Annotated in this window: 25 protein-coding genes; 12 read left to right on the top strand and 13 right to left on the bottom strand. The window is 39.4% G+C overall.

The window, feature by feature from the left end; genetic code table 11:
- Positions 1 to 15 precede the first annotated feature (15 nt).
- From rfbA to tviB, 13 genes are all read right to left on the bottom strand, one after another.
- Entirely contained in the window at positions 16 to 906 is an 891-nt protein-coding gene (gene rfbA / locus B9T25_RS08915) for a glucose-1-phosphate thymidylyltransferase RfbA (protein WP_086188089.1), read from the bottom strand.
- Positions 903 to 1,811, bottom strand: coding sequence for a dTDP-4-dehydrorhamnose reductase (gene rfbD, locus B9T25_RS08920; RefSeq protein WP_086188090.1), 909 nt, complete (start codon positions 1,809 to 1,811; stop codon positions 903 to 905). Before rfbD ends, rfbA begins: the two co-directional genes overlap by 4 nt.
- A 13-nt stretch (positions 1,812 to 1,824) precedes the next feature.
- Positions 1,825 to 2,907: a dTDP-glucose 4,6-dehydratase gene (gene rfbB, locus B9T25_RS08925; protein ID WP_086188091.1), complete on the bottom strand. Its 1,083-nt coding sequence runs from the start codon at positions 2,905 to 2,907 to the stop codon at positions 1,825 to 1,827.
- A 199-nt stretch (positions 2,908 to 3,106) separates the two neighbouring features.
- The gene (locus B9T25_RS08930; RefSeq protein WP_086188092.1) at positions 3,107 to 4,975 is read right to left on the bottom strand and encodes a polysaccharide biosynthesis protein; all 1,869 of its coding nucleotides are present in this window, start codon (positions 4,973 to 4,975) and stop codon (positions 3,107 to 3,109) included.
- A gap of 64 nt (positions 4,976 to 5,039) precedes the next feature.
- Positions 5,040 to 6,209: a DegT/DnrJ/EryC1/StrS family aminotransferase gene (locus tag B9T25_RS08935; protein WP_086188093.1), complete on the bottom strand. Its 1,170-nt coding sequence runs from the start codon at positions 6,207 to 6,209 to the stop codon at positions 5,040 to 5,042.
- Positions 6,210 to 6,231: 22 nt separating this feature from the next.
- A complete protein-coding gene (locus B9T25_RS08940) occupies positions 6,232 to 6,888 on the bottom strand; it encodes an acetyltransferase (RefSeq protein WP_086188094.1) in 657 nt (218 codons plus the stop codon).
- Complete coding sequence (locus tag B9T25_RS08945; protein WP_086188095.1) at positions 6,881 to 7,489, bottom strand: sugar transferase; 609 nt, start codon at positions 7,487 to 7,489, stop codon at positions 6,881 to 6,883. The genes B9T25_RS08940 and B9T25_RS08945 overlap by 8 nt, the downstream gene beginning before the upstream one ends.
- Positions 7,489 to 8,628: a glycosyltransferase family 4 protein gene (locus tag B9T25_RS08950; RefSeq protein ID WP_086188096.1), complete on the bottom strand. Its 1,140-nt coding sequence runs from the start codon at positions 8,626 to 8,628 to the stop codon at positions 7,489 to 7,491. The genes B9T25_RS08945 and B9T25_RS08950 overlap by 1 nt, the downstream gene beginning before the upstream one ends.
- Positions 8,625 to 9,710: a glycosyltransferase gene (locus B9T25_RS08955; protein ID WP_228146872.1), complete on the bottom strand. Its 1,086-nt coding sequence runs from the start codon at positions 9,708 to 9,710 to the stop codon at positions 8,625 to 8,627. The genes B9T25_RS08950 and B9T25_RS08955 overlap by 4 nt, the downstream gene beginning before the upstream one ends.
- A 79-nt stretch (positions 9,711 to 9,789) precedes the next feature.
- Entirely contained in the window at positions 9,790 to 10,887 is a 1,098-nt protein-coding gene (locus tag B9T25_RS08960; protein WP_086188097.1) for a glycosyltransferase, read from the bottom strand.
- Complete coding sequence (locus tag B9T25_RS08965; RefSeq protein ID WP_086188098.1) at positions 10,888 to 12,402, bottom strand: lipopolysaccharide biosynthesis protein; 1,515 nt, start codon at positions 12,400 to 12,402, stop codon at positions 10,888 to 10,890.
- A 7-nt stretch (positions 12,403 to 12,409) separates the two neighbouring features.
- Positions 12,410 to 13,441, bottom strand: a complete 1,032-nt coding sequence (locus tag B9T25_RS08970) for an NAD-dependent epimerase/dehydratase family protein (protein WP_086188099.1) — start codon at positions 13,439 to 13,441, stop codon at positions 12,410 to 12,412.
- 14 nt (positions 13,442 to 13,455) lie between these two features.
- Entirely contained in the window at positions 13,456 to 14,733 is a 1,278-nt protein-coding gene (gene tviB, locus B9T25_RS08975; protein WP_086188100.1) for a Vi polysaccharide biosynthesis UDP-N-acetylglucosamine C-6 dehydrogenase TviB, read from the bottom strand.
- 490 nt (positions 14,734 to 15,223) lie between these two features.
- Here tviB and B9T25_RS08980 point away from each other — a divergent pair, with 490 nt between their 5' ends.
- From B9T25_RS08980 to ahr, 12 genes are all read left to right on the top strand, one after another.
- Positions 15,224 to 16,327, top strand: a complete 1,104-nt coding sequence (locus tag B9T25_RS08980; protein WP_086188101.1) for a polysaccharide biosynthesis/export family protein — start codon at positions 15,224 to 15,226, stop codon at positions 16,325 to 16,327.
- Positions 16,327 to 16,755, top strand: a complete 429-nt coding sequence (locus B9T25_RS08985) for a low molecular weight protein-tyrosine-phosphatase (RefSeq protein ID WP_086188102.1) — start codon at positions 16,327 to 16,329, stop codon at positions 16,753 to 16,755. The genes B9T25_RS08980 and B9T25_RS08985 overlap by 1 nt, the downstream gene beginning before the upstream one ends.
- 18 nt (positions 16,756 to 16,773) lie before the next feature.
- A complete protein-coding gene (locus tag B9T25_RS08990; RefSeq protein WP_086188103.1) occupies positions 16,774 to 18,954 on the top strand; it encodes a polysaccharide biosynthesis tyrosine autokinase in 2,181 nt (726 codons plus the stop codon).
- 303 nt (positions 18,955 to 19,257) lie between these two features.
- Positions 19,258 to 19,962, top strand: a complete 705-nt coding sequence (locus B9T25_RS08995) for an FKBP-type peptidyl-prolyl cis-trans isomerase (RefSeq protein WP_086188104.1) — start codon at positions 19,258 to 19,260, stop codon at positions 19,960 to 19,962.
- Positions 19,963 to 20,010: 48 nt separating this feature from the next.
- Entirely contained in the window at positions 20,011 to 20,712 is a 702-nt protein-coding gene (locus tag B9T25_RS09000) for an FKBP-type peptidyl-prolyl cis-trans isomerase (protein WP_086188105.1), read from the top strand.
- 350 nt (positions 20,713 to 21,062) lie between these two features.
- Positions 21,063 to 21,803, top strand: a complete 741-nt coding sequence (locus B9T25_RS09005) for a dienelactone hydrolase family protein (RefSeq protein WP_086188106.1) — start codon at positions 21,063 to 21,065, stop codon at positions 21,801 to 21,803.
- Positions 21,804 to 21,888: 85 nt separating this feature from the next.
- Positions 21,889 to 22,251, top strand: a complete 363-nt coding sequence (locus B9T25_RS09010; RefSeq protein WP_086188107.1) for an HIT family protein — start codon at positions 21,889 to 21,891, stop codon at positions 22,249 to 22,251.
- A 135-nt stretch (positions 22,252 to 22,386) separates the two neighbouring features.
- Positions 22,387 to 23,421 carry an A/G-specific adenine glycosylase gene (gene mutY, locus B9T25_RS09015; protein WP_086188108.1) on the top strand — a complete coding sequence of 345 codons (1,035 nt, stop codon included), beginning with the start codon at positions 22,387 to 22,389 and terminating at the stop codon, positions 23,419 to 23,421.
- A 110-nt stretch (positions 23,422 to 23,531) separates the two neighbouring features.
- Positions 23,532 to 24,026, top strand: a complete 495-nt coding sequence (locus B9T25_RS09020) for a M23 family metallopeptidase (protein ID WP_416202361.1) — start codon at positions 23,532 to 23,534, stop codon at positions 24,024 to 24,026.
- 17 nt (positions 24,027 to 24,043) lie between these two features.
- The gene (locus B9T25_RS09025) at positions 24,044 to 24,289 is read left to right on the top strand and encodes a hypothetical protein (protein WP_086188110.1); all 246 of its coding nucleotides are present in this window, start codon (positions 24,044 to 24,046) and stop codon (positions 24,287 to 24,289) included.
- Positions 24,290 to 24,309: 20 nt separating this feature from the next.
- Complete coding sequence (locus tag B9T25_RS09030) at positions 24,310 to 24,870, top strand: DNA-3-methyladenine glycosylase I (protein ID WP_086188111.1); 561 nt, start codon at positions 24,310 to 24,312, stop codon at positions 24,868 to 24,870.
- 31 nt (positions 24,871 to 24,901) lie between these two features.
- The gene (ahr, locus tag B9T25_RS09035) at positions 24,902 to 25,924 is read left to right on the top strand and encodes an NADPH-dependent aldehyde reductase Ahr (RefSeq protein ID WP_086188112.1); all 1,023 of its coding nucleotides are present in this window, start codon (positions 24,902 to 24,904) and stop codon (positions 25,922 to 25,924) included.
- Positions 25,925 to 25,942 lie beyond the last annotated feature (18 nt).

Here is a 25,942-nt window from a genome sequence, read left to right on the forward strand (position 1 = left end):
TTTATATAAATATATTTATGCTTGGTGCTCTTGGTGCAACTTCAATAAATACTGACCATAGCCTGTTTTTTTGAAGAACTCACCACGTGCTTTCAGTTGGTCTGCATTAATCCATTTATTATTAAATGAAATTTCTTCCAGACTCGCGACCTTTAAACCTTGACGGTGTTCAATGGTTTGCACAAATTGGCTTGCTTCAAGTAATGAGTCATGTGTGCCTGTATCTAGCCATGCAAAACCACGACCAAGCACCTCAACATTCAACTCATTTTGCTGTAAATAAATATTATTCACATCGGTAATTTCCAACTCACCACGGTGTGATGGCTTAATACTTTTAGCGATTTCAACGACTTTATTGTCATAAAAATACAGACCTGTCACCGCATAATTTGACTTCGGATGTTCAGGCTTTTCCTCAATACTCAAAGCCTTACCTTCAGCATCAAAATCTACTACACCGAAACGCTCAGGATCATTCACATAATAACCAAAGACCGTAGCACCTTCAGGTTGAGATGTAGCACGTTTCAGTTGGTTACTAAAATGTTGACCGTAGAAAATATTATCCCCCAAAATGAGGCATACATTGTCGTCACCAATAAACTCTTCACCTAAAATAAAGGCTTGAGCAAGTCCATCTGGTGAAGGTTGTACTTTGTAAGAAAGTTTAATCCCTAACTCCTCACCCGTACCTAATAGTTTTTCAAAATTTGGCAGATCTTCTGGTGTAGAAATAATCAAAATTTCATTAATCCCTGCCAGCATAAGAACTGACAACGGGTAGTAAATCATAGGCTTATCATAAATTGGGAGGAGCTGTTTTGATGTTCCCATCGTGATCGGATATAAACGTGTACCTGACCCACCCGCAAGAATAATGCCTTTTCGTTTTATTTGACTCATGGAAGAAGTTCCTCTAATACTTGTGCTACACCTTGTTGCCAATGTGGAAGGTGTAATTTAAAATTTTGTTGTAACTTATCTGTATTTAAACGTGAATTTAAAGGGCGCTTTGCTGGTGTTGGATACGCCTGTGTTTCTATTGGATGTACTTGTTTTAAAGTCAGTTGCTGACCATGTTCACGCGCCTGAGCAAAAACAAACTGAGCATAGTCATACCATGTCGTTTCGCCTGTAGGTGCTAAATGATAATGACCATGTAGCAATTCTTTTTGTTCAGCAGATTGTAAAGTGTAATAACGAATAGCTTGAGCCGTTACATCTGCAATGAGCGCAGCACCTGTTGGAACCCCAACTTGATCTTGAATGATATTTAATTCATCTTTCATCTGACCCAGTTTAAGCATGGTCTTAATAAAATTATGACCCCGCGTAGCATAGACCCAACATGTACGGAAGTTTAAAAACGATACACCGTTTTGCTCTAAGGCAATTTCACCGTCTCGTTTTGTTTTACCGTATAAATTGACAGGCATGGTTTTGTCATCTTCTTTCCACGCCAACACATCTGTGCCATTAAACACATAGTCGGTCGAATAATGAATCAATAATGCATGATGCTTTTGGCACTCTTCAGCCAAATGTTTTACAGCTAAACAGTTGATTAGATGTGCTTGCTCTAGATCGGACTCGGCTTTGTCGACTGCCGTATACGCAGTTGCATTAATAACAACATCAGGACGAATTTGCTCAAACGCATTTGAAATTGCAATAAAATTTGCAACATCGCCACACCACCCTTCTGGGCTCACTTGGCGATCTAAAGCAATCACCTCTCCAAGTGGTTGAAGTGCACGTTGCAACTCCCACCCAACTTGACCATTTTTTCCTAGCAACAGTATTTTCATAGTATTACGCAACTTAATTTATTTCTTCTGTAGCCTGATACTGTTGATTGATCCAGTTCTGATATTCACCACTTTGAATATGTTGAACCCATTCTTGATTATTTAAATACCACTTTACGGTTTTTCTTAAACCTGTCTCAAAACTTTCTTCAGGCACCCAACCTAAATCTTTTTGAATTTTGCTCGCATCAATAGCATAACGTAAATCATGACCAGGACGATCCGTCACATAAGTAATCAAATCTTCATAATGGGCAACACCATTTAATTTGTTTGGTGCTAACTCTTCTAAAAGCACACAGATTGCTTTTACCACATCTATATTTTTCTGTTCATTATGACCACCAATATTATAGGTTTCACCTACCTTAGCTTCAGTCACTACTTTATATAAAGCACGTGCATGGTCTTCGACAAATAACCAATCACGGATTTGATGCCCATTGCCGTATACAGGTAATGCTTTACCATTGAGGGCATTCAAAATGATCAGTGGAATCAATTTTTCTGGGAAATGATAAGGTCCATAATTATTCGAGCAATTCGTTAAAACAACAGGTAAACCGTAAGTTCTATGCCATGCACGAACCAAATGATCTGAACTGGCCTTACTTGCCGAATAAGGTGAACTTGGAGCATAAGATGTTGTTTCTAAAAATAAATCTTCTGTACCTTCTAAATCACCATAAACTTCATCGGTTGAAATATGATGGAAACGAAATGCTTGTTTTTTATTTTCATTCAAGCCATTCCAATAATGACGAGTCGCTTCTAATAACTGATACGTCCCAATGATATTGGTTTCAACAAATGTTGCTGGGCCTGTAATTGAACGATCGACATGTGATTCTGCCGCCAAATGCATTACCGCATCTGGTTTAAAACTTTCAAACAATTGATCTAATGCAGCACGATCACAAATATCTGTTTGGGAAAATTGATAACGATCATTATTTTCAACCAATGCTAATGATTCTAAATTTCCAGCATAAGTTAACTTATCAATGTTAAGTACTTGATGAGTTGTATTTTTTATAATATGACGAACAACAGCTGACCCAATAAAACCTGCACCGCCTGTTACAACAAACTTCATATTTTCCCTGCTCTTAATTTAAATTTTTGACAGCAACAAACTTTAAAATTTATATAACATATTAAGAATATGCTATATATTTATATAAAATAGTATCTTAGTTTTATATAAAACATATTAACACATTGTATAAAAAAAATTATTTACTATATATAGCTATATAGCAGCATCCAATCTTAAGCTTTTTCATTCAATATGATTAAACATCACTTGAATTTATTGCAGCATATCCTTCAACATAAGTATTTAATATATTAGTAATAATCCTCTGATTATCTCCCAATTTAGATTCTCGTACCAATTCAATAAAAACGCTCGAAATTTCAGAAAAACTATAAGAAGTCTCAAAAGATTTTAAAATTCGTTCATGCTCAGTTTTTTCAACATTTTCCTGATCAATTAACAATTCCTCATACAGCTTTTCACCCGGACGTAAACCCGTATATTTTATCTCAATATCACCATTATTTTTACTTTGCTCATAATGGCTAAACCCACTCAAGGTAATCATCTGTTTAGCTAAATCGACAATCTTAACGGGTTCCCCCATATCCAATAAAAATACGTCGCCACCTATACCCATTGCACCTGCTTGAATCACCAATTGCGCTGCCTCTGGAATCGTCATGAAGTAACGTGTCACGTCAGGATGCGTGACTGTAACAGGCCCACCTTTAGCAATCTGCTTTTTAAACAAAGGGACAACAGAACCAGAAGAACCTAGCACATTACCAAAACGCACAATACTAATTTGAGTTTTGGGATGAGTGGATGCCAAGCCTTGGCAATACAACTCAGCCATACGTTTAGATGCGCCCATGACATTGGTGGGACGCACAGCTTTATCTGTTGAAATCAAAACAAAGGTTTCAACCCCTTGATTCACTGCTGCATCCACACTACGCGCAGTACCAATGGAGGTATTATAAATCCCTTCAAATGGATTCGCTTCGATCAAAGGCACATGTTTATACGCAGCAGCGTGATAAACCGTTTGCACATGATATTGCTGCAAAATACGTTCCAATTTATCTTGATTGGTCACCGAACCTAAAATGGGAACAATATCAATATTCTGACCTTGCAATTCACGGTCTATGGAATACAGTCCAAATTCGGATATTTCATATAGCACCAACATTTTGGGCTGATTTTTTATAATTTGACGACAGAGCTCAGAACCAATAGAACCTCCCGCCCCTGTTACCATCACCACTTTATTTTCAATATTTTTACGCAATAATTCAGGTTTAGGCGGTACTGAATCTCGTCCCAATAAATCAATAATATCAACTTCTTTAATATCGGAAACGCTCACTCGACCACCCACTAATTGTGTGACGCCTGGCAGCTCCATAATTTTGACTTTGGAACCATCAAAAGACTGTAAAATTTCACTCTTTCGTGAACGTGTCACAGAGGGCATTGCCAATAGAATTTCGTCGACATGATATTTAGATAATAATGATAACGCGCGTTTCGGCGCAAAAACTCTTAAACCACCCAATACCCGTCCATGCAATGATTTTTTGTCATCAATAAAACATATCGGTAAATAATCATCTGAACGATTCAATGCTGCAGCCATTTGCTGACCCGCTAAACCTGCACCATAAATTGCGACCCGTTTTCTATTCTGCTTTTTATATAAAGTCCGAACCGTTAAAAGGCGGATTAATGCACGACTCCACCACATCCATGAAAACAATAAGAAACCATACATGAGTGGAATACTCATCGGGATAAAAGCCAAATCTAGCTTTTTAATGGCATATAAACCCACAATTTGGAGAAATGTCGCGATGGAGATCCGCAGTAAATAATCTTCATTAAATGAACGAACAATCGCACTATAAATGCCAAGCAAGGCAAAGATTAAAACACCAAACATTCCGACATAGAGATACCAAAAATCAAGCCCTTGCATTACAGGCACATTGGGCTTTGCCAAACGTATGGCATACACCAGCCACATGATTAAAGGTAAGACACAGACATCCATCGCCACGAAAACAACTTGTTTTTGACGACGTGGCAAAGATGCTAAATATCGAATAATGTCTTTCACTAAAAGCTCTAAATTGGATAAACGTCAGAACACGCAATGGCGCAGATTATACGCCAATTTCACTTTAAATTTTTGCGATTACAGTGTGAATAGCCGCAATGGTTCTTTGCATGCTCTGTTCCGATAAGGTTGGATGCACCAAGAACATCAAACTGCTTTCACCGAGTTTTTTGGCATTTTCCAAACGCTTTTCAGGTCGCCAAGGCGTATGATCAAATGCGTGTTCTAAATACACTTCTGAACATGAACCACTGAAACACGGTATATTCAAGGCATTGATTTCTCGAATAATACGATCACGCGACCAAGTTTCAGGCAATTTTCCAATATTCACTTGGACATAACATTTATAACATGCATGCACATAATCATTTGACGGACGATGTACGGTAAAATAAGGACTATTTTCAAAAGCGTTTAAAATAATATTGGTATTATCCGTCCGTTTTTTTGTCCATTCAGACATGTGTCTAAGCTGAATACGCCCAATCACAGCCTGCATTTCCATCATGCGCCAATTGGTCCCAAAGGAATCATGTAACCAACGGAATCCGGGCGGGTGTTGTTTGTTATAGATACTGTCAAAATTTTTACCATGGTCTTTATAAGACCACATTTTTTTCCACAAAGACTCATCGTTGGTCGTGACCATACCACCTTCACCACCAGTGGTCATAATTTTATCCTGACAAAATGACCATGCCGCAATATGTCCAATAGAACCTGCAAGTTTTCCTTTATATTGTGCACCATGTGCTTGGGCGCAGTCCTCAATCACAAAGAGACCTTTTTCATTAGCCAACTGCATGATTGGATCCATATCACACATCCACCCAGCCAAATGCACACAAATAATGGCTTTAGTCTTTGGTGTGATCACAGCGTCAATCGTACGACGTGAAATATTTTGTGAGTCGAGTTCCACATCTGCAAAGATTGGGTTTGCCCCCGCAGTCACAATTGCACTTGCCGAAGCCAAAAAAGTCCGTGAAGTGACAATCACATCGTCACCTACTGCAATACCAAGCGCCTTCAATGCTAAATCAAGTGCCACAGTCCCATTCGCCACAGCAACCGCATATTCCGTGCCTGCAAATTGTGCGAATTCTTTTTCAAATTCGCGGCATTCTTGACCTGTCCAATAATTCACTTTATTCGACAATAGAACTTTTGAAACAGCATCTGCCTCGCTTTGCGTGAAACTTGGCCACGGCTCAAATGCACTGTTTAACATTGAATTTTCCTAGCGTTAATATTTATTTTTGCTCAACAATATGAGCAGGATTCCCGACTACAGTGACTCCAGCCGGCACATTTTTGGTGACCACAGCGCCCATACCAACAATTGCGCCACGTCCAATCACCAAAGGCTGATCTGGTGTGCCCTGTTTAATCATGGCACCAGCGCCAATATATGCATGGTCTTCAATATGAATATTGCCGTTACATTTTACGCCTGGTGCAAAAGTAACAAAATCACCAATTACACAATCATGCTCCACATAACTGTATAAATTAGCATGGAAACATTTTCCAATTTTAATATTGGAAGTCACTGTGACAAATGGGCTGAGCGCAGCGCCTGCTGCAATCTGCGCTTCATCCATAATTACGCTATTATCTGCCTGAACTGACCATAGCGAAATACCATCCAATTCCAGCTGATGAGCCAGCTTTTCACGAATATGACTGTTGGCAATCGCAATCAGTACCGCTTTTTCAGCAGCTGGCTCCGCTTTAAATATGCTGTAATTTATCGCACGGTGGCCATTCACAAAACTTTGCTGCGTTAAAGCATCATCAATAAACACGATTTCCGAGGTGTCGTGTTCACGCGCTAATTGTTGGCGCGCCACAGGCATTAAACTGCGACCACAACCAGAAGCGCCATAAATGGCATAGAGCTTAGTCATTTTGATGTTTCGATGTACCAGTAAATTTAGTCATAGTCACTTCACCTTCGGCACTAATATCATTTTTAGCCAACACTTTTTTCACTGTTTTTAGCATAATTTTAAAGTCGAGCCAAAGGGATTGATTTTCGATATACCAAGTATCCAGTTTAAATTTTTCTTCCCATGAAATGGCATTTCGACCATTTACTTGTGCATGTCCCGTAATGCCTGGGCGTACATCATGACGCTTAGCTTGTTCTTGATTATATAAAGGCAAATATTCCATGAGCAGTGGGCGTGGCCCAACAATACTCATATCACCTTTAATCACATTCCACAGTTCTGGCATTTCATCCAAACTCGAAGCCCGCAGCATTTTACCGAAAGCAGTCAAACGATCACTGTCTGGAAGAGAATTGCCTTGTGCATCCATAGCATCTTTCATACTACGAAACTTAATCATTTCAAAAGGCTTACCATTTAAACCCGGACGCACCTGACGAAATAGCACAGGTGAACCTAGGTTCTTTTTCACCTTATAAGCTACTATGGCATATAAAGGCGAAAGCAGCACCAAAGCAGCGGTTGCAATCATGATATCTAAGGCGCGTTTCAACATCACAACATCCCCATTTCAGTCATCATGTGTTTATTCACTTGATGCACATCATATTTATTTAAAGCCATTTCACGTGAACGCTGCCCCATATAGACGATCAGTTTCGGATCTGCAATAAAGTATTGCATTGCTTCTACCAACTCATCCACCGATTTAACTGCAACCAAATAACCATTATTGCCATTCACTACTGTTTCACGACAACCCGGTGCATCTGTGGTAATCACTGCACGGCCCATTGCCATTGCCTCTAGCACCGTACGCGGTGTACCCTCGCGGTATGAAGGCAACACATAGACCGAACTCGCTGCAATCGCAGGACGAACGTCGCTTAGCTTACCCCAATAATTTAGGGTTTTATCTGCTATCCAGCGATCTAATTCCTGCGGAGAAATCGCAGAGGGATTATCATCAATCCAACCAACCAAATGAAATTCGACATCAAGATGCTGCGCTTTAATGATTTCAGCTGCCTTTGCATATTCACGTACGCCTTTGTCACCCAACAAACGGGCAATCAAAAGGAAGGATGCTTTGACTTCACCTTTTTGGTTCAGCGGTAATGGCATAACCTCAAAATCCTGCACATTCACACCTGAACCATTCACTACGACTGCTGGTTTTTGCGGATCTAGCAATTGCATCGTTTGGAACAGTTTTAAATCATCTGGATTTTGAAAGAAAACCTTTCCAGCATGTTTCAATGCCTGCGCATAGAGACCATGCACCATTTTTTGGAAAAAACTGCGTTTGCCGCATTCAATATTTTGAAAAGCATAGCCAAGTCCAGTAATCAATGCAAAGCGATGCGGCACTTTGGCCAGCCACGCCGCTAATGTGCCGTAAATTACGGGCTTAATGGTATAAGACAATACGTAATCTGGCTGTATGCTGCAAATCAACTGATACATGGATTTTAATGTTTTTAGGTCAGAAATAGGATTAGTACCCGTGCGCTGCATTGGAATTTCATGCACCTGATAGCCAAGCGCCTGCAATTGTTTCAGCTCTTCTGGAAATTCCTGTATATCAGGCGCAAAAATATGAATATCAAAACCTTGAGCACGCACCGCTTCCAGCAGTTTGCCACGAAAGTTCAAAGCAGATGGCAGAAAACTGCTGATCATTAAAAACTTCATGCCTGCTGTCTCCACGTTGCCGCATACTGCTGACTGACATTTCCAATACTAAAATTTTGTTCCACTCGCTGGCGGGTTAATTGTTTCAATTCTAGCTTTTCAGTTACCGATAAATTGACATAATTAAGAATGGCGGTTGCTAGTGCATCAGCATCCCGTGGTGGAACAATCGAACCAAATTCCTGCACAATGTATCGGGCATCGCCAACATCAGTGCTAATGCAAGGTAGCCCAGAAGCCATGGCTTCAACCAGCACATTCGGAAAACCTTCAGTAATAGATGTCATCAAAAAAGCATCGATAGACTGATAAAAAGCAGGCATATCTGAGATTTGACCCAACAATTGGACTTTATTTGTACTCAGTTGATATTGCTCAAATAGCGCTTTCACTTCGGGATTTTCTACGCTCGCACCCCGTCCTGCAATCTTGAAAATAATTGGCTCATCTTTCAGTTTGGCCATCGCCTCAAATAAATAAGGATAGCCTTTGGCCGCGTGATAACGCCCAGCAAAACCAATGACTGTTGGACTATTAAGCTCAAAATTCGGTTGAAATTTATCAAGAAAAACACCATTGGCAATCACATGTGAATTCGCGTTGTTTAAGCCAAAGTTCTGGTGCTGCTCTAAAGATGAATAAGCACAATAAATAATGCCTGTCGGCTGTGATGCCAAAATTTTACTGAGCACCAAAGCAATTTTGGTACTGATTGATTCATCTTTTGGCGAAGCCAATGAATGGTGAATGCCCCAAAATATATTCGGCTTATTGTGTAGACCCATCACACTCAGGCTGGTCAGAACATTGGCATGATACATCCAGCCCTGAATAACATCAGGCTGAAGAGCTTTAATAATTTTTCGAAGTTTTAAAATACTCTGTATGGTATTAACACCATTCCAGTGCAGTGCATAATACGCTTCACAGCATTGTAATGCGGATTGATATGTGTCATTGATATCAATGAGTGCAACCACATAATGTTTGTAATCTGGCTGAGTCTGGATTAATCGTGAAAGCATCATTTCTGCACCGCCTACCGCTGCAAAACTGGTAATAATATGCAAAACTTTCTTCACGGTACAATCTCATTGGGACAATGTAATCACCAGCATATTATAAAACAAAATCTACGCTACCAACGGTATTGGAGTGTAATTAATCCAGTAATTGCTGATATGCCTGAAAGGCCCGTTTCTGCTGGAATTTTTCCAATAACGGCTGAACGTTGATTTGAGATTGTGTGGGCTGTTGTAAAATATTAGTCATCGCCTGCACCATTTGTTGCACATCATTGACTGGCACCAGTATTCCATAAGCGCCATCTTGCAAGATTTCCCGAGGTCCGTGTGGACAATCCGTACTTATCACTGATGCCCCACATGCTATCGCCTCGATCAGCACCGTAGGTAAACCCTCACTATCTGAACTCAACACAAATACATCAGCACGTACCATCCATGGATAAGGGTTCTCACTAAATCCCATCAAACAGATATCTTCAGCATACACACTGGCTTGTACCAGCTGCTCTAGTTCATTACGTTTTTCCCCTTCACCCAGAATAACCAGACGACAAGGCATGGTCTTGCGTACCTGTAGAAAAGCCTGAATCAACAGAGGGAAGTTTTTTACTTCTACTAGACGACCTACACCCAATACAATTGGAATATTCTGCTCACCCCATGGATGCTGTAAGGGCTGTACTTTTAACTGCTCAATACTTGTAAAATTAATTGGATTATAGATGGTCATAATATTTTGACGTGGTAAAGCAATTTGCTGAGCCAAGTCATCTGCAACCCCATCAGAAACAGCAATCACATGTTGAGCAAAAGGATATAACCATTGCATCAGTTTCGGCACCAAACGCGCCCGACCTTTTAAATTTTGGCTGGTCGCACCCAAAGTCCCATGCTCGGTAACAATCAGCTTGGGTTTATGTGAAGGCATCAATAAAGTAGCCAAAATTGCAAAAATATTAATATAGTTCAAGGCAGAAATTACGGTATGCGGTTGTTCCTTGCGGAGGTAACGATAGAAATGCCAACTGGAAAATGCTGCCCGATGTGCTTTTAAATCAATAATCTGGATACGAGGATCAATATCTTGAATAAACTTACCTTGAGCATTCACAAAAACAAAATCTACAATATAGCCAGCTTCAGCAAACTGATTGGCCAATGAGATCATAACGCGCTCGGCACCTCCACCCTGCGCCCAACGCATAAAAAATGCCAGTTTTTGCCCTTTCATTTAGTGTCCCAGCTTCAACCAGATTTTTATTTTTTTCCTGAAGACTTCAAGAAAACACAGTGCACACAGCAGGACTAGCCCACCAAAAACCATCAACTGGACAAGATGCATAAGTTTATTCACCAGCAAAGGTTGTAACCAAGCAGTTGCATGATATAAAAGATAAGAAAAAACAAAGCTACCTAGCAGAATATTGAATACCGACCAAGTCCAATATAAAGGCTGTTCTAGAAACTTCCGGTTAATCAAAATGGTCCAACTAAAGAACCATAATACATGCAATCCCATCCAGACATAAGCCGCACCGATTCCACCATAATGCTGCACTGCATAATACATAGCTGGCAACATCAGACTGACAAGAATGACATTCCCCCAAAAGTGATATTTAATCTGGCCGAAAGCATATTGAATATAATAAGTAAAAGTATTCAGTATCAGAAAAGTATTGCCAATCATATATAGCCGCAATATATCTGCAACATGTGGACTTAACTGTGGATTTCCTGACCACAATGTAATGATACTTTCAGCATTCCAGAATACGGTCATTGTAATCGCACTGACCAGCACAGTTACGAATTGAGCTATCTGCAGATAGGTCTGGTTTAGCTTATTAAGCTGCTGTTCAGCATACAGTGCTGTAAGGCGGGGTAAAATCACATTACTGACTGGAGTCGACACCATATAAATGACGCTCGCCAACAAAACAGCAATCGAGAAATAGCTATATTCTATTAAAGGTAGAATACCGGACAGTAGCATTTTATCTGATTGCGATACGAATACCCATAACATGCTACTCGCTCCAGAAAACAGCATGAACTTGAGCACTGTTTCTAAATAACCCGCTTCAATGACTTGGTGTTTATCCGATATTATTTCCGTGATCTTAAGCAGACGCAGATGTGCAAATAATAATACGGTAAATTCCAGTATTGCGATCAGCAATTGATATTGAAAGAACACCAGAATACTGTACTCAGTAAAATACATTACTGGTAATACGACAACAAAACGTAGCGTGTTAATAATGATATTAAAGCTGCTAATCCAGACAATTTTTTCGAAACCTTGTAGTACACCGCGATAAATTCCGCCCAGACAACGCAGTCCAATGCTGACAAACATGATTTGCAAACAGCTAATTACATCATCGAGTACTAAAGTAGAAATTTTGAGCCAAGAAAAAGCAATTTGTTGTGACATCAGCAATAGTAAGCTGACAGCAGTAATAGATAGGCCTAAAAAAATCCAATGGATAGTACGATAAAGTTTTTGATAGGAATATGTGTTTAGCTGCCCACTTTTATAACGCACTGTTTCACGAACCAAAGTCTGACTTAAACCAACATCCAGCAAATAAAACCAAGACTGCATTAGCGTAAAAAAAGCAATCAAGCCATAAGCTTCGCCGCCCAAATAAGCCAAGTACATCGGCATTACCAGAATACCAATAAGACCACTATAAATTTGGCTAAGGTAATTAACAGCTAGATTGAGCTTGAGCGCCACAAAATATTTATCCTAAATGCTTGTGGGCAATATACCAAGGCATGACCAACTGAATTCCTTCAACAATTTTGAATTTCGCGTCATAACCCAAATTTTGCTGAATTTTGACAATACTGGCTTGTGAATGACGCACATCACCCGCCCGAAAATCACGGTAAATCGCAGCTTTGTCATAGTTCACGGTATTGTCTGCAAGTGCGGCCTGAATGGTACGAAATAGATCATTTAATGTGGTTCGATCACCGACTGCCACATTGTAAACTTGATTTTTGGCATTTTCATTCGTCGTAGTCGCTGCCAAAATATTGGCTTGCACAGTGTTATCGATAAAACAAAAATCACGACTGGTTTCACCATCACCATTGATAAAAATATCTTCGTTGGCAATCATGGCTGCGGTCCACTTAGGAATGACCGCCGCATAAGCACCGTTTGGATCTTGGCGCTGACCAAAAACGTTAAAATAACGTAAACCGATTGTCTTAAAACCATAACTGCGAGCAAACACATCGGCATATAGCTCGTTCACATATTTGGTTACTGCATACGGTGAAAGTGGTTTGCCAATATTTTCTTCGACTTTAGGCAAGGCAGGATGATCACCATACGTGGAACTACTGGCTGCATAAGTAAAGCTTGATACGCTGGCATCACGCGCAGCCATCAACATATTTAAAAAACCGCTAATATTGGTGTCATTAGTCGTGATGGGATCTGCAATTGAACGCGGCACAGAGCCAAGCGCTGCCTCATGCAATACATAGTCCACGCCAGTACACACCTTTTGACAATCTTCAAGTTTACGAATATCACCTTCATTGAAGCTAAATTTCGACCATTGTTCAGGTGTTACAGCTTGCTGCACGGCATCTAAGTTATACTGATGACCTGTAGCAAAGTTATCTAAACCAACCACTGTTTGATTTAACTTTAATAAAGTTTCTAAAAGGTTAGACCCAATAAAGCCAGCAACACCTGTCACCAACCATGTTTTCGGTTCAGTTTTTAAATTGGCACATACCTGTTGATATTGATTCATAAGGGCATATCCTATTATAAACGAAGATCAGATTCAGATTGAGTAAGCACATATTTCAGGTCATACAAGACGTGATTGGCTTTACCGAGTGCACGAATTTGATCTACACCCATCGCTTTAAATTGCTCATGTGCAACAGCCAAGATTACGGCATCATAAATGCCTTCACTTGGTGTATCGACTAAGGTAATTCCATATTCATGGTGAGCTTCTGTTGCATCTACCCATGGATCACAGACATCTACATCAATATGATATTCTTCAAGTTCTTTGACAATATCAATAATACGAGTATTCCGAATATCAGGACAGTTTTCTTTAAAACTCAATCCAAGCACTAAAACTTTAGCACCTTCAACTTGAATCTTTTTCTTCACCATGCCTTTCACAAGCTGAGTCACCACATAGACCCCCATACCATCATTCAAACGACGACCTGCTAGAATAATTTCGGGATGATAGCCTATCGATTGTGCTTTATGAGTAAGGTAGTAAGGATCCACACCAATACAGTGACCCCCGACTAGACCTGGACGAAACGGCAAGAAATTCCACTTCGTCCCTGCCGCTTGAAGTACCGCTTCAGTATCAATCCCCATTTTATTGAAGATCACTGCTAACTCATTGATTAAGGCAATGTTTACATCACGTTGCGTATTTTCAATCACTTTTGCAGCTTCAGCGACTTTAATGCTTGGTGCTTTGTGTGTACCCGCTTCAATAATTAAATTGTAGACCTGATCCACAAAATCAGCAACTTCAGGGGTTGAACCTGATGTGATTTTTAAAATATTGGTTACACGATGTAGTTTATCACCTGGATTAATACGTTCGGGGCTATACCCTACATAAAAATCCTGATTAAACGTTAAATCCGATATTTGCTCTAAAACAGGAATACACACTTCTTCTGTTGCGCCAGGATAAACTGTCGATTCATATACTACAACATCCCCCTTTTTAAGCACTTGAGCAATACTTTGCGATGCTTTCACCAAAGGCGTTAAATCTGGCTGTTTAAAGTCATCAATAGGAGTAGGTACCGTCACAATAAAAAAGTTACAGTCTTTTAATTCTTCTAAGTTTGCCGAATAACTCAAATGACAGGCTTCTACCAATTCATCAGGAGAAACCTCCAAAGTATGATCTTGACCATTTTTTAATTCATCAATACGTTTTTGATGAATATCGAAACCAACCACAGGTACTTGTTTGCCAAATTCCACTGCTAATGGAAGTCCAACATACCCTAGTCCAATAATTGCAATTCTTAGTTCAGAGAGCTGTAACATTCCAAAGCCTTATCTTGTTTATTTGTGTGTTAATAAAAATGAGCTAAATTTAGCCGAAGCCAATATTACCAGAAAAGATTTTTTTTTAATGACCCAAATCTTGAAAAAAATTATTTTGATGAAAAAGTGCCCCCCTTCTTACCATTTAAATAAATAAACAAGTCCACTCATGAGCCCCCTCTGACAAGACTCAAAGGCAAATAAAGTAAGAAATTGATATCTATTAACTTTAAGAAAGAATTTTTTCATTTTCATTATTAAATATTAACGATTGATTTAAAAAAATTGCATCTTTACGGTTTAATTTATGAATTATTTTATCAAAATAAGCATACATTAAATTACATTCAAAAATCACACAAATAATAGCTATAGCTACCCTGCCTCGGTATAATATAAAAAGCAACGATTTGCTGTTATTCTTTACCTATTACAAGGTAAAATATCGATTATTTTTAAAATCAAATTATTTTTATAAACAGGATTTCGAGTGAAATATTACCCATATTTTCTACTTTGTGCGCTGAGTGTAGGAACAACAGGATGTGCCATTACATCAGGGCTACAAACTTATGATTTACCAAGTGAGGGGATATATCAAACTGAACTCGGAACATCGGTCAATGTTGTCAAACTGACTCAAGAATCACTCCCTGCTGTACAACCTGCACAAATTAATATCCGACAAGACTATGCACATTTGTTTAATACCTCTCATAAAAATTATAAATTGAGTGCTGGTGATATTCTTTCTATTTATCTTTGGGCCTATCCCGATATAACGCCTCCAACCAGTGCTGTTAGTAGTGAACAGTCTATCCTAGCCAATGGCTATCAAATTGATCAAAACGGATATATTCAGTTCCCTATGATTGGTCGCTATAAAGCGGCAGGAAAATCACTTTCACAAATCAATAAAGAGTTACGCAGTCATCTTTCGCGTTATTTAAAAACACCCGATGTGATTGCACGAGTCCTTTCTTATCAAGGACAACGATTTTCGGTACAAGGTAACGTTATGAAGGGTGGTCAATTCTTCTTAAGTGACCAACCAACCAGTATTTATACTGCCTTAGGTCTTGCTGGTGGTGTGAATACAGACAAGGGCGATAATACGTCTATTACCTTGGTGCGCCAAGGCAAAACCTATAATCTAAATAATATTGAATTAGAAAAATCTGGTTATTCTTTACACAACCTACTCATTCAGCCGAATGACACCCTGTATATCAACTCTAAAGAAAATCAAAAAATTTATGTCATGGGTGAGTCAGGTCAGAATAAACCAGTCCAGTTACGTGACCAAAGCATGAGCCTGAGTGATGTGTTGGGTGAAAGTTTAGGTTTAAACCCTCTCTCTGCAAGCCGCAGTAAAATTTATGTCGTGCGTAGCAATCCAAATGACAATGGTACAGAAGTGTATCATTTAGATTTAACCAGTATTGGCGACTTTGGCTTAGCCAATCAGTTTAAAATGCGCAGTAACGATATTGTTTATGTAGATGCTTCTGGATTAGCACGCTGGCAACGTGTTGTAAATCAAATGATTCCATTCTCTAGCGTGCTTTATCAGTTGGATAACTTGGGACAATAATGCAAATTCAAAATATTCTGGTAGTGTGCGTAGGAAATATCTGTCGCAGTCCAATGGCTGAATACTTTTTAAAACAAGAGTATCCAAAACTGCATATTGAATCTGCTGGTATTTCTGGTTTAATCGGCCATGCTGCAGATCAAAAAGCTGTACTTTGTATGCAACGTTTAGGCATCGATATGCAGCCCCATATTGCAAAAAAACTGAATAATGATTTGATAAAAAAGGCTGATTTAATATTGGTTATGAGTCAAAATCAGCAAAAGCATATAGAACAGACTTGGCCTTTTGCGAAAGGAAAAACGTTCCGATTAGGGCACTGGCAAAGCAAAAATGTACCTGACCCTTTTCAACATGACCAAACTGTATTCGATGAAACTTGTCAGTTAATACAAGCTTGTGTGACTGATTGGAAACAACATATTTAACTTTTTGATAGCAAAATTATGAGCCAAAATACCAATACTGAAGATACAATTGATTTAAAAGAACTATTTTTTTCACTCATTGCACAATGGAAACTCATTGCACTCTGTATAATTTTAAGTTTAGTCTGTGCATTACTTTATTTAAGAACCACGCCAAATACTTACGCTGTCGATGCCTTAGTACAAGTCGAAGAAAGCAAAGGAACCTCTGCAGCATTACTGGGTGAACTGTCGAGCATGATTGAGCAGAAACAACCTGCTCAAGCCGAAATCGAAATTCTTAACTCCCGTTTAGTACTTGGTTCTGTGATTAAAACATTAAATCTAGATATCAAAATTTCTAGTACTGAAAATGGTTTTTTTGATCGTTTATTCAATCCACATAATTATCAAACGACTTATAGTCCCCAATTTATCTCTTTTACAGATGACTCAAAATCTTTTGAAGTACGTAAATTTGAAGTTCCAACGTATTATTTAGATAAGAATCTACTGCTGAACTTTAATGGCAATAAATTCACATTAACTGATGAAAAAACCAAGCAAATCATTTTTAGTGCAGCAACCAACCAGGAAAGCCAGCATACATCGGAATATGGTACTTGGAACATTGCTCTCTATACGCAAGATCAACTTCAAGATACCTATAATATTGAAAAAATGTCCTTGCCTGCTGCAGTGAAATCAATCACAGATAATTACTCTGTGGTGGAAAAAGGTAAATTGTCTGGTGTTTTAGGATTAAGTTATCAAGGTGAAGATAAAGAGCATATTACGAAGGTTCTTAACTCTATTCTAGTCGCCTATAGCCAGCAAAATATTGAACGCCGCTCGGCTGAAACAGCGCAAACACTGAATTTTTTAGATGAACAATTACCAGAACTCAAACAACAGTTAGATGTTGCAGAGCGTGAATTTAATAAATTCCGCCAACAATACAATACAGTGGATGTAACCCAAGAATCTGAATTGTATTTGAAGCAAAGTATTACGCTGGAAACATCTAAGGTGGAACTGGAGCAAAAGCTTGCAGAAGTTGCGGCAAAATATACTGGTGAACATCCAGTAATGCAGCAAATGAATGCTCAACTGGGTGCTATCAATAAAAAAATTGGCGAGTTAAATAGTACGCTTAAACAACTTCCAGACTTACAACGTCGCTATTTACAACTGTACCGCGAAGTCGAAGTAAAAACGCAGCTTTATACTACTTTACTGAATTCGTACCAACAATTACGTATTGCCAAAGCAGGTGAAATTGGTAATGTACGCATTGTCGATACAGCGGTACTGCCAATTGAACCGATCAAACCCAAAAAACTAATTGTATTAATTGCAGCCATGTTCTTGGGTGGTTTCCTTGGAACCTTATTGGCTTTATTACGTAATATGATGCGTTCAGGGATTAAAGATTCAAATCAGATTGAAAATGAGTTAGGTTTACCGGTATATGCCACTGTTCCTCGCTCACCTGCTCAGGAAAGCCGCATTCAATTATTGAAAAAGAAAAAACAGATTCCTATTTTAGCCATTAAAAATAGTGAAGATATTGCTATTGAAAGCTTGCGTAGTATGCGTACAGCCATTCACTTTGCACTCAGTAATGCCAAGAACAATATCATTATGATTTCAGGACCTGCTCCAGAAGTCGGTAAATCTTTTATTTCAACTAACTTAGCGACTATTTTGGCGCAAAGTAATAAGCGTGTACTGATTATTGATGCCGATTTACGTCGTGGTTATTTACATAAATATTTTAACCAAGACTATCAACCCGGTTTAGCTGAATATTTAAATGGTCAATCCGAATTAAGCCAAGTCATTAAGTCAACTGAAGTCTCAGGTTTAGACAGTATGTCTCGTGGTAAAAGCCCAGCAAACCCATCTGAATTATTAAGTACTGCTAAATTTGCAGAGGTGCTGGAACAATTATCAGCTCAATATGATCATATTTTGGTTGATACACCACCTATACTTGCAGTGACTGATGGGATTATCATTTCCCAATATGCTGGCGTGAATCTCGTGATTGCACGTTATGCGAAGACACAAATGAAAGAGCTTGAAATTACACTCAATCGTTTTGAGCAAGCAGGTGTTAAAGTTAATGGCTTTATTCTGAATGATATTCAACGCGACATTGGTGGATACGGCTATAACTATGCTTATGCTTATGCAGCTGCGAAAGACAATGATTAATAAATTGTAATTAAAAAAAGTCAGAGATCTTCTCTGACTTTTTTAATTTGATTTACGGCAAAAAGGATTTGATCTATAAATAATATTTAAAACAAAAGTTTATCATTGATTATCTAAATCAATAAAAATTTGCTATTTTAATGTATTAAAAATGTTTTTATTATTCAGCCAATTATAGAATAATGAGGTTAATCAGAATATATTGGATTTCTATACAATACCAGTCGCTCGAAACGTGTTGGATAGAAAAGTCTGCTAAAATTACTGCAACTTTTTTTATATAAAATGAATTTGGGAAAACCTATGAGTAAAGCCTTACCCATCGCTGTCGCTGTTCTTTTAGGCGGTGCTGCACTTGTACCTGTTTACTATGCAACTCAAAATCCTGCTACTGTGACATCAAAAGCTTCAAAAAATGCTTCTGCTGTTGAAAAAATTAGTTATGCACTGGGCTATGAAGTTGCACATCAAACACCTCCTGAATTAGATATTAATAGCTTTGTTACAGGCGTACGCGAAGGCCATGCCCGAAATAAACCGGCTTATAATGAAGAAGAATTGCAAAAAGCATATGAGCAGTTCCAAAAAGAAATGCAGCAAAAGCAAGTTCAACAAGAACAACAAGTCCAAACTGCGAGTGATTCTTTCTTAACTGAAAATGCAAAAAAACCGGGTGTAAAAACAACGGCTTCTGGATTACAGTACAAAATCATCACCGAAGGTACAGGCAAACAACCTGCTGCGACCTCTATGGTGACCGTACATTACAAAGGTCAACTGGTTGACGGCAAAGTATTTGATAGCTCAATTGAGCGTGGTGAACCGATTGAGTTCCCATTGAATCAAGTCATTCCGGGCTGGACAGAAGGTCTGCAATTGATGAAAGAGGGTGGCAAAGCCACACTTTATATCCCTTCGCAATTAGGCTATGGTGAACAAGGTGTTCCCGGCATGATTCCTGCAAACAGCACCCTTATTTTTGATGTTGAACTGATCAAAGTAAAATAAAAATTGAAGGAGAGCTTTTGCTCTCCTGATTTATCTTGAGATAAGCGTATGAAAACACCGATTACATTACTTTGTTTATGCATGTTTACTACAACAAGTTTTGCAAAAACTGTGACCAACAGTAGCAGTTTGAATGAACAAGTCGGCTACAGTTTTGGTTACTTAATGGGGCGCAGCAATGCCGAATCGGTCAAAGATTTGGACTTAGATGCATTTATACTGGGTTTGAAAACAGCAGCTCAAGGCGGTAAATCTGCACTTACTGATGAAGAAATGGCACGTGTCCTGACCCAACATAAAAAACAAAGTGATGCAAAACAACTCATTGAGTTAAAAAAGAAAGCAGATACCAATGCAAAAATTGGAGCTGAATTTTTAGCAGCCAATGCAAAAAAACAAGGCGTTCAAACCACTAAATCTGGTTTGCAATACCAAATACTCCAACAAGGTACAGGTAAATTACCTAAGGCCAATTCTCTTGTTAAAGTGAATTACGAAGGTCGTTTAATTGATGGTACTGTTTTTGATAGTTCAATTGCACGAAATCAAGCAGCTGAATTTCAAGTAAGCCAAGTCATTCAAGGTTGGACTGAAGGCCTACAACTGATGAAAGAAGGCGCTAAATATCGCTTCTTCATTCCAGCACAACTTGGCTATGGTCAAATTGGCTCGGGTGATGTAATAGAACCGAATAGTATTTTAATTTTTGATGTAGAACTGATTGAAATTTTAGCCAAACCGAGTAAATAATCAATTAAGCACATATATAAGAATAGCGAATAGAGCAATGATCATACTGATTTCGACTCGCTATTTTTTATACTCTAATCTACTCCACGGTAACTCTTGCTTGCAATATCAACAGCATTCGTTCATTGAAGTGTATAAATCATCTGCTTTTTCTGCTTAATATAATAAAAATATATTTAATATTTATGAATCACTTAAACTTCAAAAACCGCTCATTAAAAGCCTATTTCAATTTATTTAGAATAGTGTACAGTCAAAATAGAGCAATCTTGTACAATCAGCAAATACGTTAATTGCTATGCTTTAATCAGTATATTTTTCACTCAACATAAAATACAAGGATAAAATAAATGGCGCTCACCATCAAAACTCGCGAAATTCAGTACACTGCTCAAGATGGAACAACTTTAATTGGATATTTTGCAGCACCTGAATCAGAAAAACCTGTCGCGGGGGTGATTGTAGCGCCTGAATGGTGGGGGCGAAATGAGTATACCGAACAGCGTGCGCGTGAACTTGCTGAACACGGCTATGCAGCCCTTGCCATTGACATGTATGGTGATAAAAAAGTCACCACCACTGTCCCTCAAGCCAGTGAATGGATGATGCAAACCTTTAATGACCCTGAAACGATTGTGACTCGTGCGTCTGCGGGTTTAGCAACATTAGCTGTGCAAGAAGAAGTAAATGCAGATAAACTGGCAGCGGTAGGCTTCTGTTATGGTGGCAAAGTGGTGCTTGATCTGGCCCGTTCTGGTGCACCTTTACAAGCAGTAATCACTTTCCACGGCACATTAACTCCGAAAGCACCAGCTCAACTGGGAGCAGTCAAAGCTGAGATTTTAGTCCTTCACGGCGAACTCGACAGCATGGTCAGCTTAGATGATGTTGCTCGCTTTAAAGAAGAAATGTACGCAGCTCAGGTTGAGCATGAAGTCATTATCTTTGAAGATGCAAAGCATGGTTTTAGTAACCCACTTGCAGATGAACGTGCTAAAGCCAATGGTGTTGATTTAGGCTATAACGTCGATGCAGAACAAAAAGGTTTATCTGCCATGTACGCTTTATTAAAAGACCGACTTGGTGAATAACAACGAGGTTAATATGGTTGTGCTATATTGACCAATCCAATGACATGAATATTTTAAAAACTATATTTTTGAAGAGGATACAACAATGACTGAAAACAACTGCCCATATTGCAACTTTGATGAATATGACATCATTGATAAAAATGACTTTGGTGTAATTTTACCTGAGCCAAATGCATTATCTAAAGGTCATTGTGTGATTGTCCCGCTACGCCATGCGAGCTCTTTTTTTGATATCACCGACAAAGAACGTAAAAGCTTAATGTCTTTACTTGAGCTTGCGCGTAATGAACTTCAGTTGCGTCATCAGCCCTCAGGCTTCCATGTTGGATTTAATGATGGAACTGTATTTGGTGAAGCATCTGAACACTTACACCTACATATTATTCCGCGCTATGAAGGCCAAAGCTTAAAGCTAGACGAGCGCTGGGGTATGATCAGCGAATAAAACATTCGACTCAAAGCCCATTAAAAAATGATGCTTCGGCATCATTTTTTATGTCTTTATTTTTATCGCCGTCCTAAGCCACAGTCCCACCCCATTTTCGCTATACTATTCATCTATTCCAAATATGCGGTTCGTATGTCACAGTTTTCTTTTGCCGAAACCCTGCTTGCTTGGTTCGATGTTCATGGTCGTCATGACTTGCCATGGCAAGTGGTCGATAACCCCTATCAGGTTTGGGTATCTGAAATTATGTTACAGCAAACCCAAGTTAAAACAGTGCTGCAATATTTTGAACGCTTTATCTCCCGATTCCCAACCGTTGAAGATTTAGGGCAAGCTAGCTGGGATGATGTTGCGCCTTATTGGGCAGGTCTAGGCTACTACGCACGAGCACGCAATTTGCATAAAGCTGCGGGCATCGTTAGCCAACAAGGACATTTCCCAAGTACATTAGAACAATGGATTGAGCTGCCGGGGATTGGCCCTTCAACGGGTGGCGCATTGATGTCACTGGGTTTACGTCAATATGGCGTGATTATGGATGGCAATGTGAAACGGGTTTTAGCACGTTGTTTTGCCATTGAAGATGATCTGTCTAAACCTATTCATGAACGTGCCATGTGGCAATTGGCTGAAACATTGTGCCCAACCGAACGTAATCATGATTATACCCAAGCGATTATGGACTTAGGTGCAACAGTCTGCACACCGAAAAAACCACTGTGTTTATATTGCCCAATGCAACAACACTGCAAAGCGCATCAGCAAGGTTTGGAAACAGAGTTGCCCTTTAAAAAACCGAAAAAAGCCGTACCCATCAAATCAGCACAGGTTTTAGTGATTCAATCGAATCAACAATGGTTATGGCAACAACGTCCAAATAGTGGCTTATGGGGTGGTTTATGGTGTTTACCTGTTATTGAAAATCCCACTGAATTTGAAATACAGTGCCAAGTTTTAGGACTGAAAAAAGTCATTCAACGGACTGAAATCAGCCATAGCTTTACCCATTTCACTTGGCAACTTGAAGCCATTTGTTTTGAGGTCGATGTGGATCAACAGGAACATCTTGCGATTGAACTAAATGGCACATGGCTCGCGACACAAATTGCAACAGAAATCGGAATTCCAACGGCAATGAAAAAATTGATCTCTGCCCTTAGTTTATGACATAGTCAGGCACTGTGATTCAAAGAATTTTCACGCCTATTAGAATGAAAAAAGGATGAACAGTGCTGCGTTTTATTGCTACATTATTATTGAGTTTTAGCATCCTCTGGATGGCAGCATGTACTTCAACGCCTAAAAAGCCTGCCACTAACCCACTCCCGCTGAATCAAGTGCAAAAGCTGAAAAATATGCAGCTAAAATCTTCGCTGCCTATCCCAGTGCATAATATAAAAGCCAAACAGTTACGTGATACTTGGGCTGCCGCGCGTAGTCATGGACGCAAGCATGAAGGCATTGACATCATGGCTCCACGTGGAACAAAAGTGTTAAGTGCCACAGAAGGCATCATTGCTGACTTACGCAATAACAATTTGGGTGGTAAAGTGGTTTGGATTATGGGGCCTGCTGCAACTTGGCATTATTATGCCCACCTTGATGAGCATAAACGCGGCTTAAATGTCGGAGATTATGTCAAAAAAGGTGATCTGATTGGTTATGTCGGCAATACCGGCAATGCACGTCATACGGCACCGCATTTACATTATGGTATTTACCTTGACGGTAAAGGTCGTGGTGTGGTCAACCCTTATCCTTATTTACGTTAATTTTTTAGGAACTATTCATGTCAGAAGCGCTGATCAATCGTTTGGTCGAATTTGCTGAATCAGGCAATCAACAAAAAATAGTTTTGGCTGGACAAAGCCACCAAGGCTGGGTGATGGAAATCACTGAGGAAGCGCTTTTGATTAGCACGGGTTTTGCAGAAAAAACGGGACAAGACATGTGGATTCAATTCACAGATTTGCCACAAGCTGAACTGTTTTATTGGGATAATCAACAAGATCAGTGGGCAGAATTTAAACTTTAATCACTTCAGGAGCACCAAAAATGTCAATTCAACGTTGTGGTTGGTGTTCCAACGACCCACTGTATATGGCCTATCATGATCATGAGTGGGGCAAAGCCAGCCATGATGAAGCACACTTATTTGAAATGTTGTGCTTAGAAGGACAACAAGCAGGGCTATCTTGGATTACAGTACTGAAAAAGCGTGACAGCTATCGGCAGCATTTTTTTCAGTACAACATTGCAGAAATTGCCCAATTTAGTGATCTCAAATTAGAACAAATGCTACAAGATGCTGGTTTAATTCGACATATCGGTAAACTTAAAGCCATCCGTGACAATGCCATTGCTTGGCAACATTTAAAACAACAAAACATTGATGTTGTGGATTGGCTATGGGGGTTTGTCGAACATCAAAGCCTAGATAATGATGTTGCTGATTATCGTCAAGCACCCGCCCAAACTGACCTGAGCCTGGCACTGTCCAAAGCATTAAAAAAGAACGGTTTTAAATTTATTGGACCGACCACCTGTTATGCCTTTATGCAGGCAGTCGGTATGGTCAATGATCATGAAAATCACTGTGCTTTTAAATCAAATTAATACTTCAATATGATAATAAGAGGGTTCCACCATGCATGACAACATCATCCATGCCTATGCCGCTATGCAAGCGGGCGCAGCACTTGAACCTTATCAATTTGATGCTGGAGGACTCCTTCCCCACCAAGTTGAAGTCAAAGTTGAATACTGCGGTTTATGCCATTCCGATGTTTCTGTGATTAATAACGAATGGAATTCTTCTGTTTATCCTGTTGTTGCAGGTCATGAAATTATTGGCATCATCACACAGTTGGGTTCAGAAGCCAAAGGACTAAAAGTGGGGCAACGTGTTGGCATTGGCTGGACAGCAGAAAGTTGTCAATATTGTGATCCCTGTATTTCAGGACAACAAGTCCTTTGCACAGGTGGTTCAACTGCAACGATTGTCGGGCATGCTGGTGGTTTTGCCAACAAAGTTCGTGCTGGTTGGCAATGGATTATTCCCTTACCCGAAGATTTAGATCCAGAAAGTGCGGGGCCGCTGCTCTGTGGTGGAATTACTGTTTTTGATCCACTGTTAAAACATCAGATTCAAGCCACTCACCATGTAGGCGTGATTGGGATTGGTGGTTTAGGGCATATAGCGATTAAATTACTCAAAGCTTGGGGCTGTGAAATTACTGCATTTACTTCAAGTTTAGATAAAACTGACGAGCTTAAAGCCATGGGCGCAGACCATGTGGTCAATAGCCGCGATATAGATGCCATCAAAGCGCAACGTGGAAAGTTTGATTTACTGCTCAGTACCGTCAACGTCACACTCAACTGGCCTGCCTTTATCAGTACACTGGCACCTAATGGCAGTATTCACATGTTAGGCTTAGTCCTTGAACCACTAAAAATTCATGCGGGTAGTTTAATTGGCGGTTCGAAATCCATTACAGGCTCACCAACGGGTTCGCCTGCTGCGTTACGTCAATTATTAAAATTTGCGGCACGTAAAAATTTTGCACCACAAATTGAAGTCTTTCCAATGTCACAATTAAATGTCGCACTGCAACATTTACATTCTGGCAAAGCCCGTTACCGAATCGTATTAAAAGCTGATTTTTAAAATAAAATGATATCCAAA

It is taken from the genome of Acinetobacter sp. ANC 4470 (genome assembly GCF_002135335.1).
In the GTDB taxonomy this organism is placed as follows: domain Bacteria; phylum Pseudomonadota; class Gammaproteobacteria; order Pseudomonadales; family Moraxellaceae; genus Acinetobacter.

Bases quoted from the DNA above. Each gene is read 5' to 3' on its own strand.
- B9T25_RS09000 (WP_086188105.1), top strand. From the start codon at position 20,011: ATGAAAACACCGATTACATTACTTTGTTTATGCATGTTTACTACAACA.
- mutY (WP_086188108.1), top strand. From the start codon at position 22,387: ATGTCACAGTTTTCTTTTGCCGAAACCCTGCTTGCTTGGTTCGATGTT.
- B9T25_RS08995 (WP_086188104.1), top strand. From the start codon at position 19,258: ATGAGTAAAGCCTTACCCATCGCTGTCGCTGTTCTTTTAGGCGGTGCT.
- B9T25_RS09005 (WP_086188106.1), top strand. From the start codon at position 21,063: ATGGCGCTCACCATCAAAACTCGCGAAATTCAGTACACTGCTCAAGAT.
- B9T25_RS08990 (WP_086188103.1), top strand. From the start codon at position 16,774: ATGAGCCAAAATACCAATACTGAAGATACAATTGATTTAAAAGAACTA.
- ahr (WP_086188112.1), top strand. From the start codon at position 24,902: ATGCATGACAACATCATCCATGCCTATGCCGCTATGCAAGCGGGCGCA.
- B9T25_RS09030 (WP_086188111.1), top strand. From the start codon at position 24,310: ATGTCAATTCAACGTTGTGGTTGGTGTTCCAACGACCCACTGTATATG.
- B9T25_RS08945 (WP_086188095.1), bottom strand. From the start codon at position 7,489: ATGTTGAAACGCGCCTTAGATATCATGATTGCAACCGCTGCTTTGGTG.
- B9T25_RS09020 (WP_416202361.1), top strand. From the start codon at position 23,532: ATGGCAGCATGTACTTCAACGCCTAAAAAGCCTGCCACTAACCCACTC.
- B9T25_RS08950 (WP_086188096.1), bottom strand. From the start codon at position 8,628: ATGAAGTTTTTAATGATCAGCAGTTTTCTGCCATCTGCTTTGAACTTT.
- B9T25_RS08940 (WP_086188094.1), bottom strand. From the start codon at position 6,888: ATGACTAAGCTCTATGCCATTTATGGCGCTTCTGGTTGTGGTCGCAGT.
- B9T25_RS09025 (WP_086188110.1), top strand. From the start codon at position 24,044: ATGTCAGAAGCGCTGATCAATCGTTTGGTCGAATTTGCTGAATCAGGC.
- rfbA (WP_086188089.1), bottom strand. From the start codon at position 906: ATGAGTCAAATAAAACGAAAAGGCATTATTCTTGCGGGTGGGTCAGGT.
- B9T25_RS08985 (WP_086188102.1), top strand. From the start codon at position 16,327: ATGCAAATTCAAAATATTCTGGTAGTGTGCGTAGGAAATATCTGTCGC.
- B9T25_RS08970 (WP_086188099.1), bottom strand. From the start codon at position 13,441: ATGAATCAATATCAACAGGTATGTGCCAATTTAAAAACTGAACCGAAA.
- rfbB (WP_086188091.1), bottom strand. From the start codon at position 2,907: ATGAAGTTTGTTGTAACAGGCGGTGCAGGTTTTATTGGGTCAGCTGTT.
- B9T25_RS08960 (WP_086188097.1), bottom strand. From the start codon at position 10,887: ATGAAAGGGCAAAAACTGGCATTTTTTATGCGTTGGGCGCAGGGTGGA.
- B9T25_RS08935 (WP_086188093.1), bottom strand. From the start codon at position 6,209: ATGTTAAACAGTGCATTTGAGCCGTGGCCAAGTTTCACGCAAAGCGAG.
- rfbD (WP_086188090.1), bottom strand. From the start codon at position 1,811: ATGAAAATACTGTTGCTAGGAAAAAATGGTCAAGTTGGGTGGGAGTTG.
- tviB (WP_086188100.1), bottom strand. From the start codon at position 14,733: ATGTTACAGCTCTCTGAACTAAGAATTGCAATTATTGGACTAGGGTAT.
- B9T25_RS09010 (WP_086188107.1), top strand. From the start codon at position 21,889: ATGACTGAAAACAACTGCCCATATTGCAACTTTGATGAATATGACATC.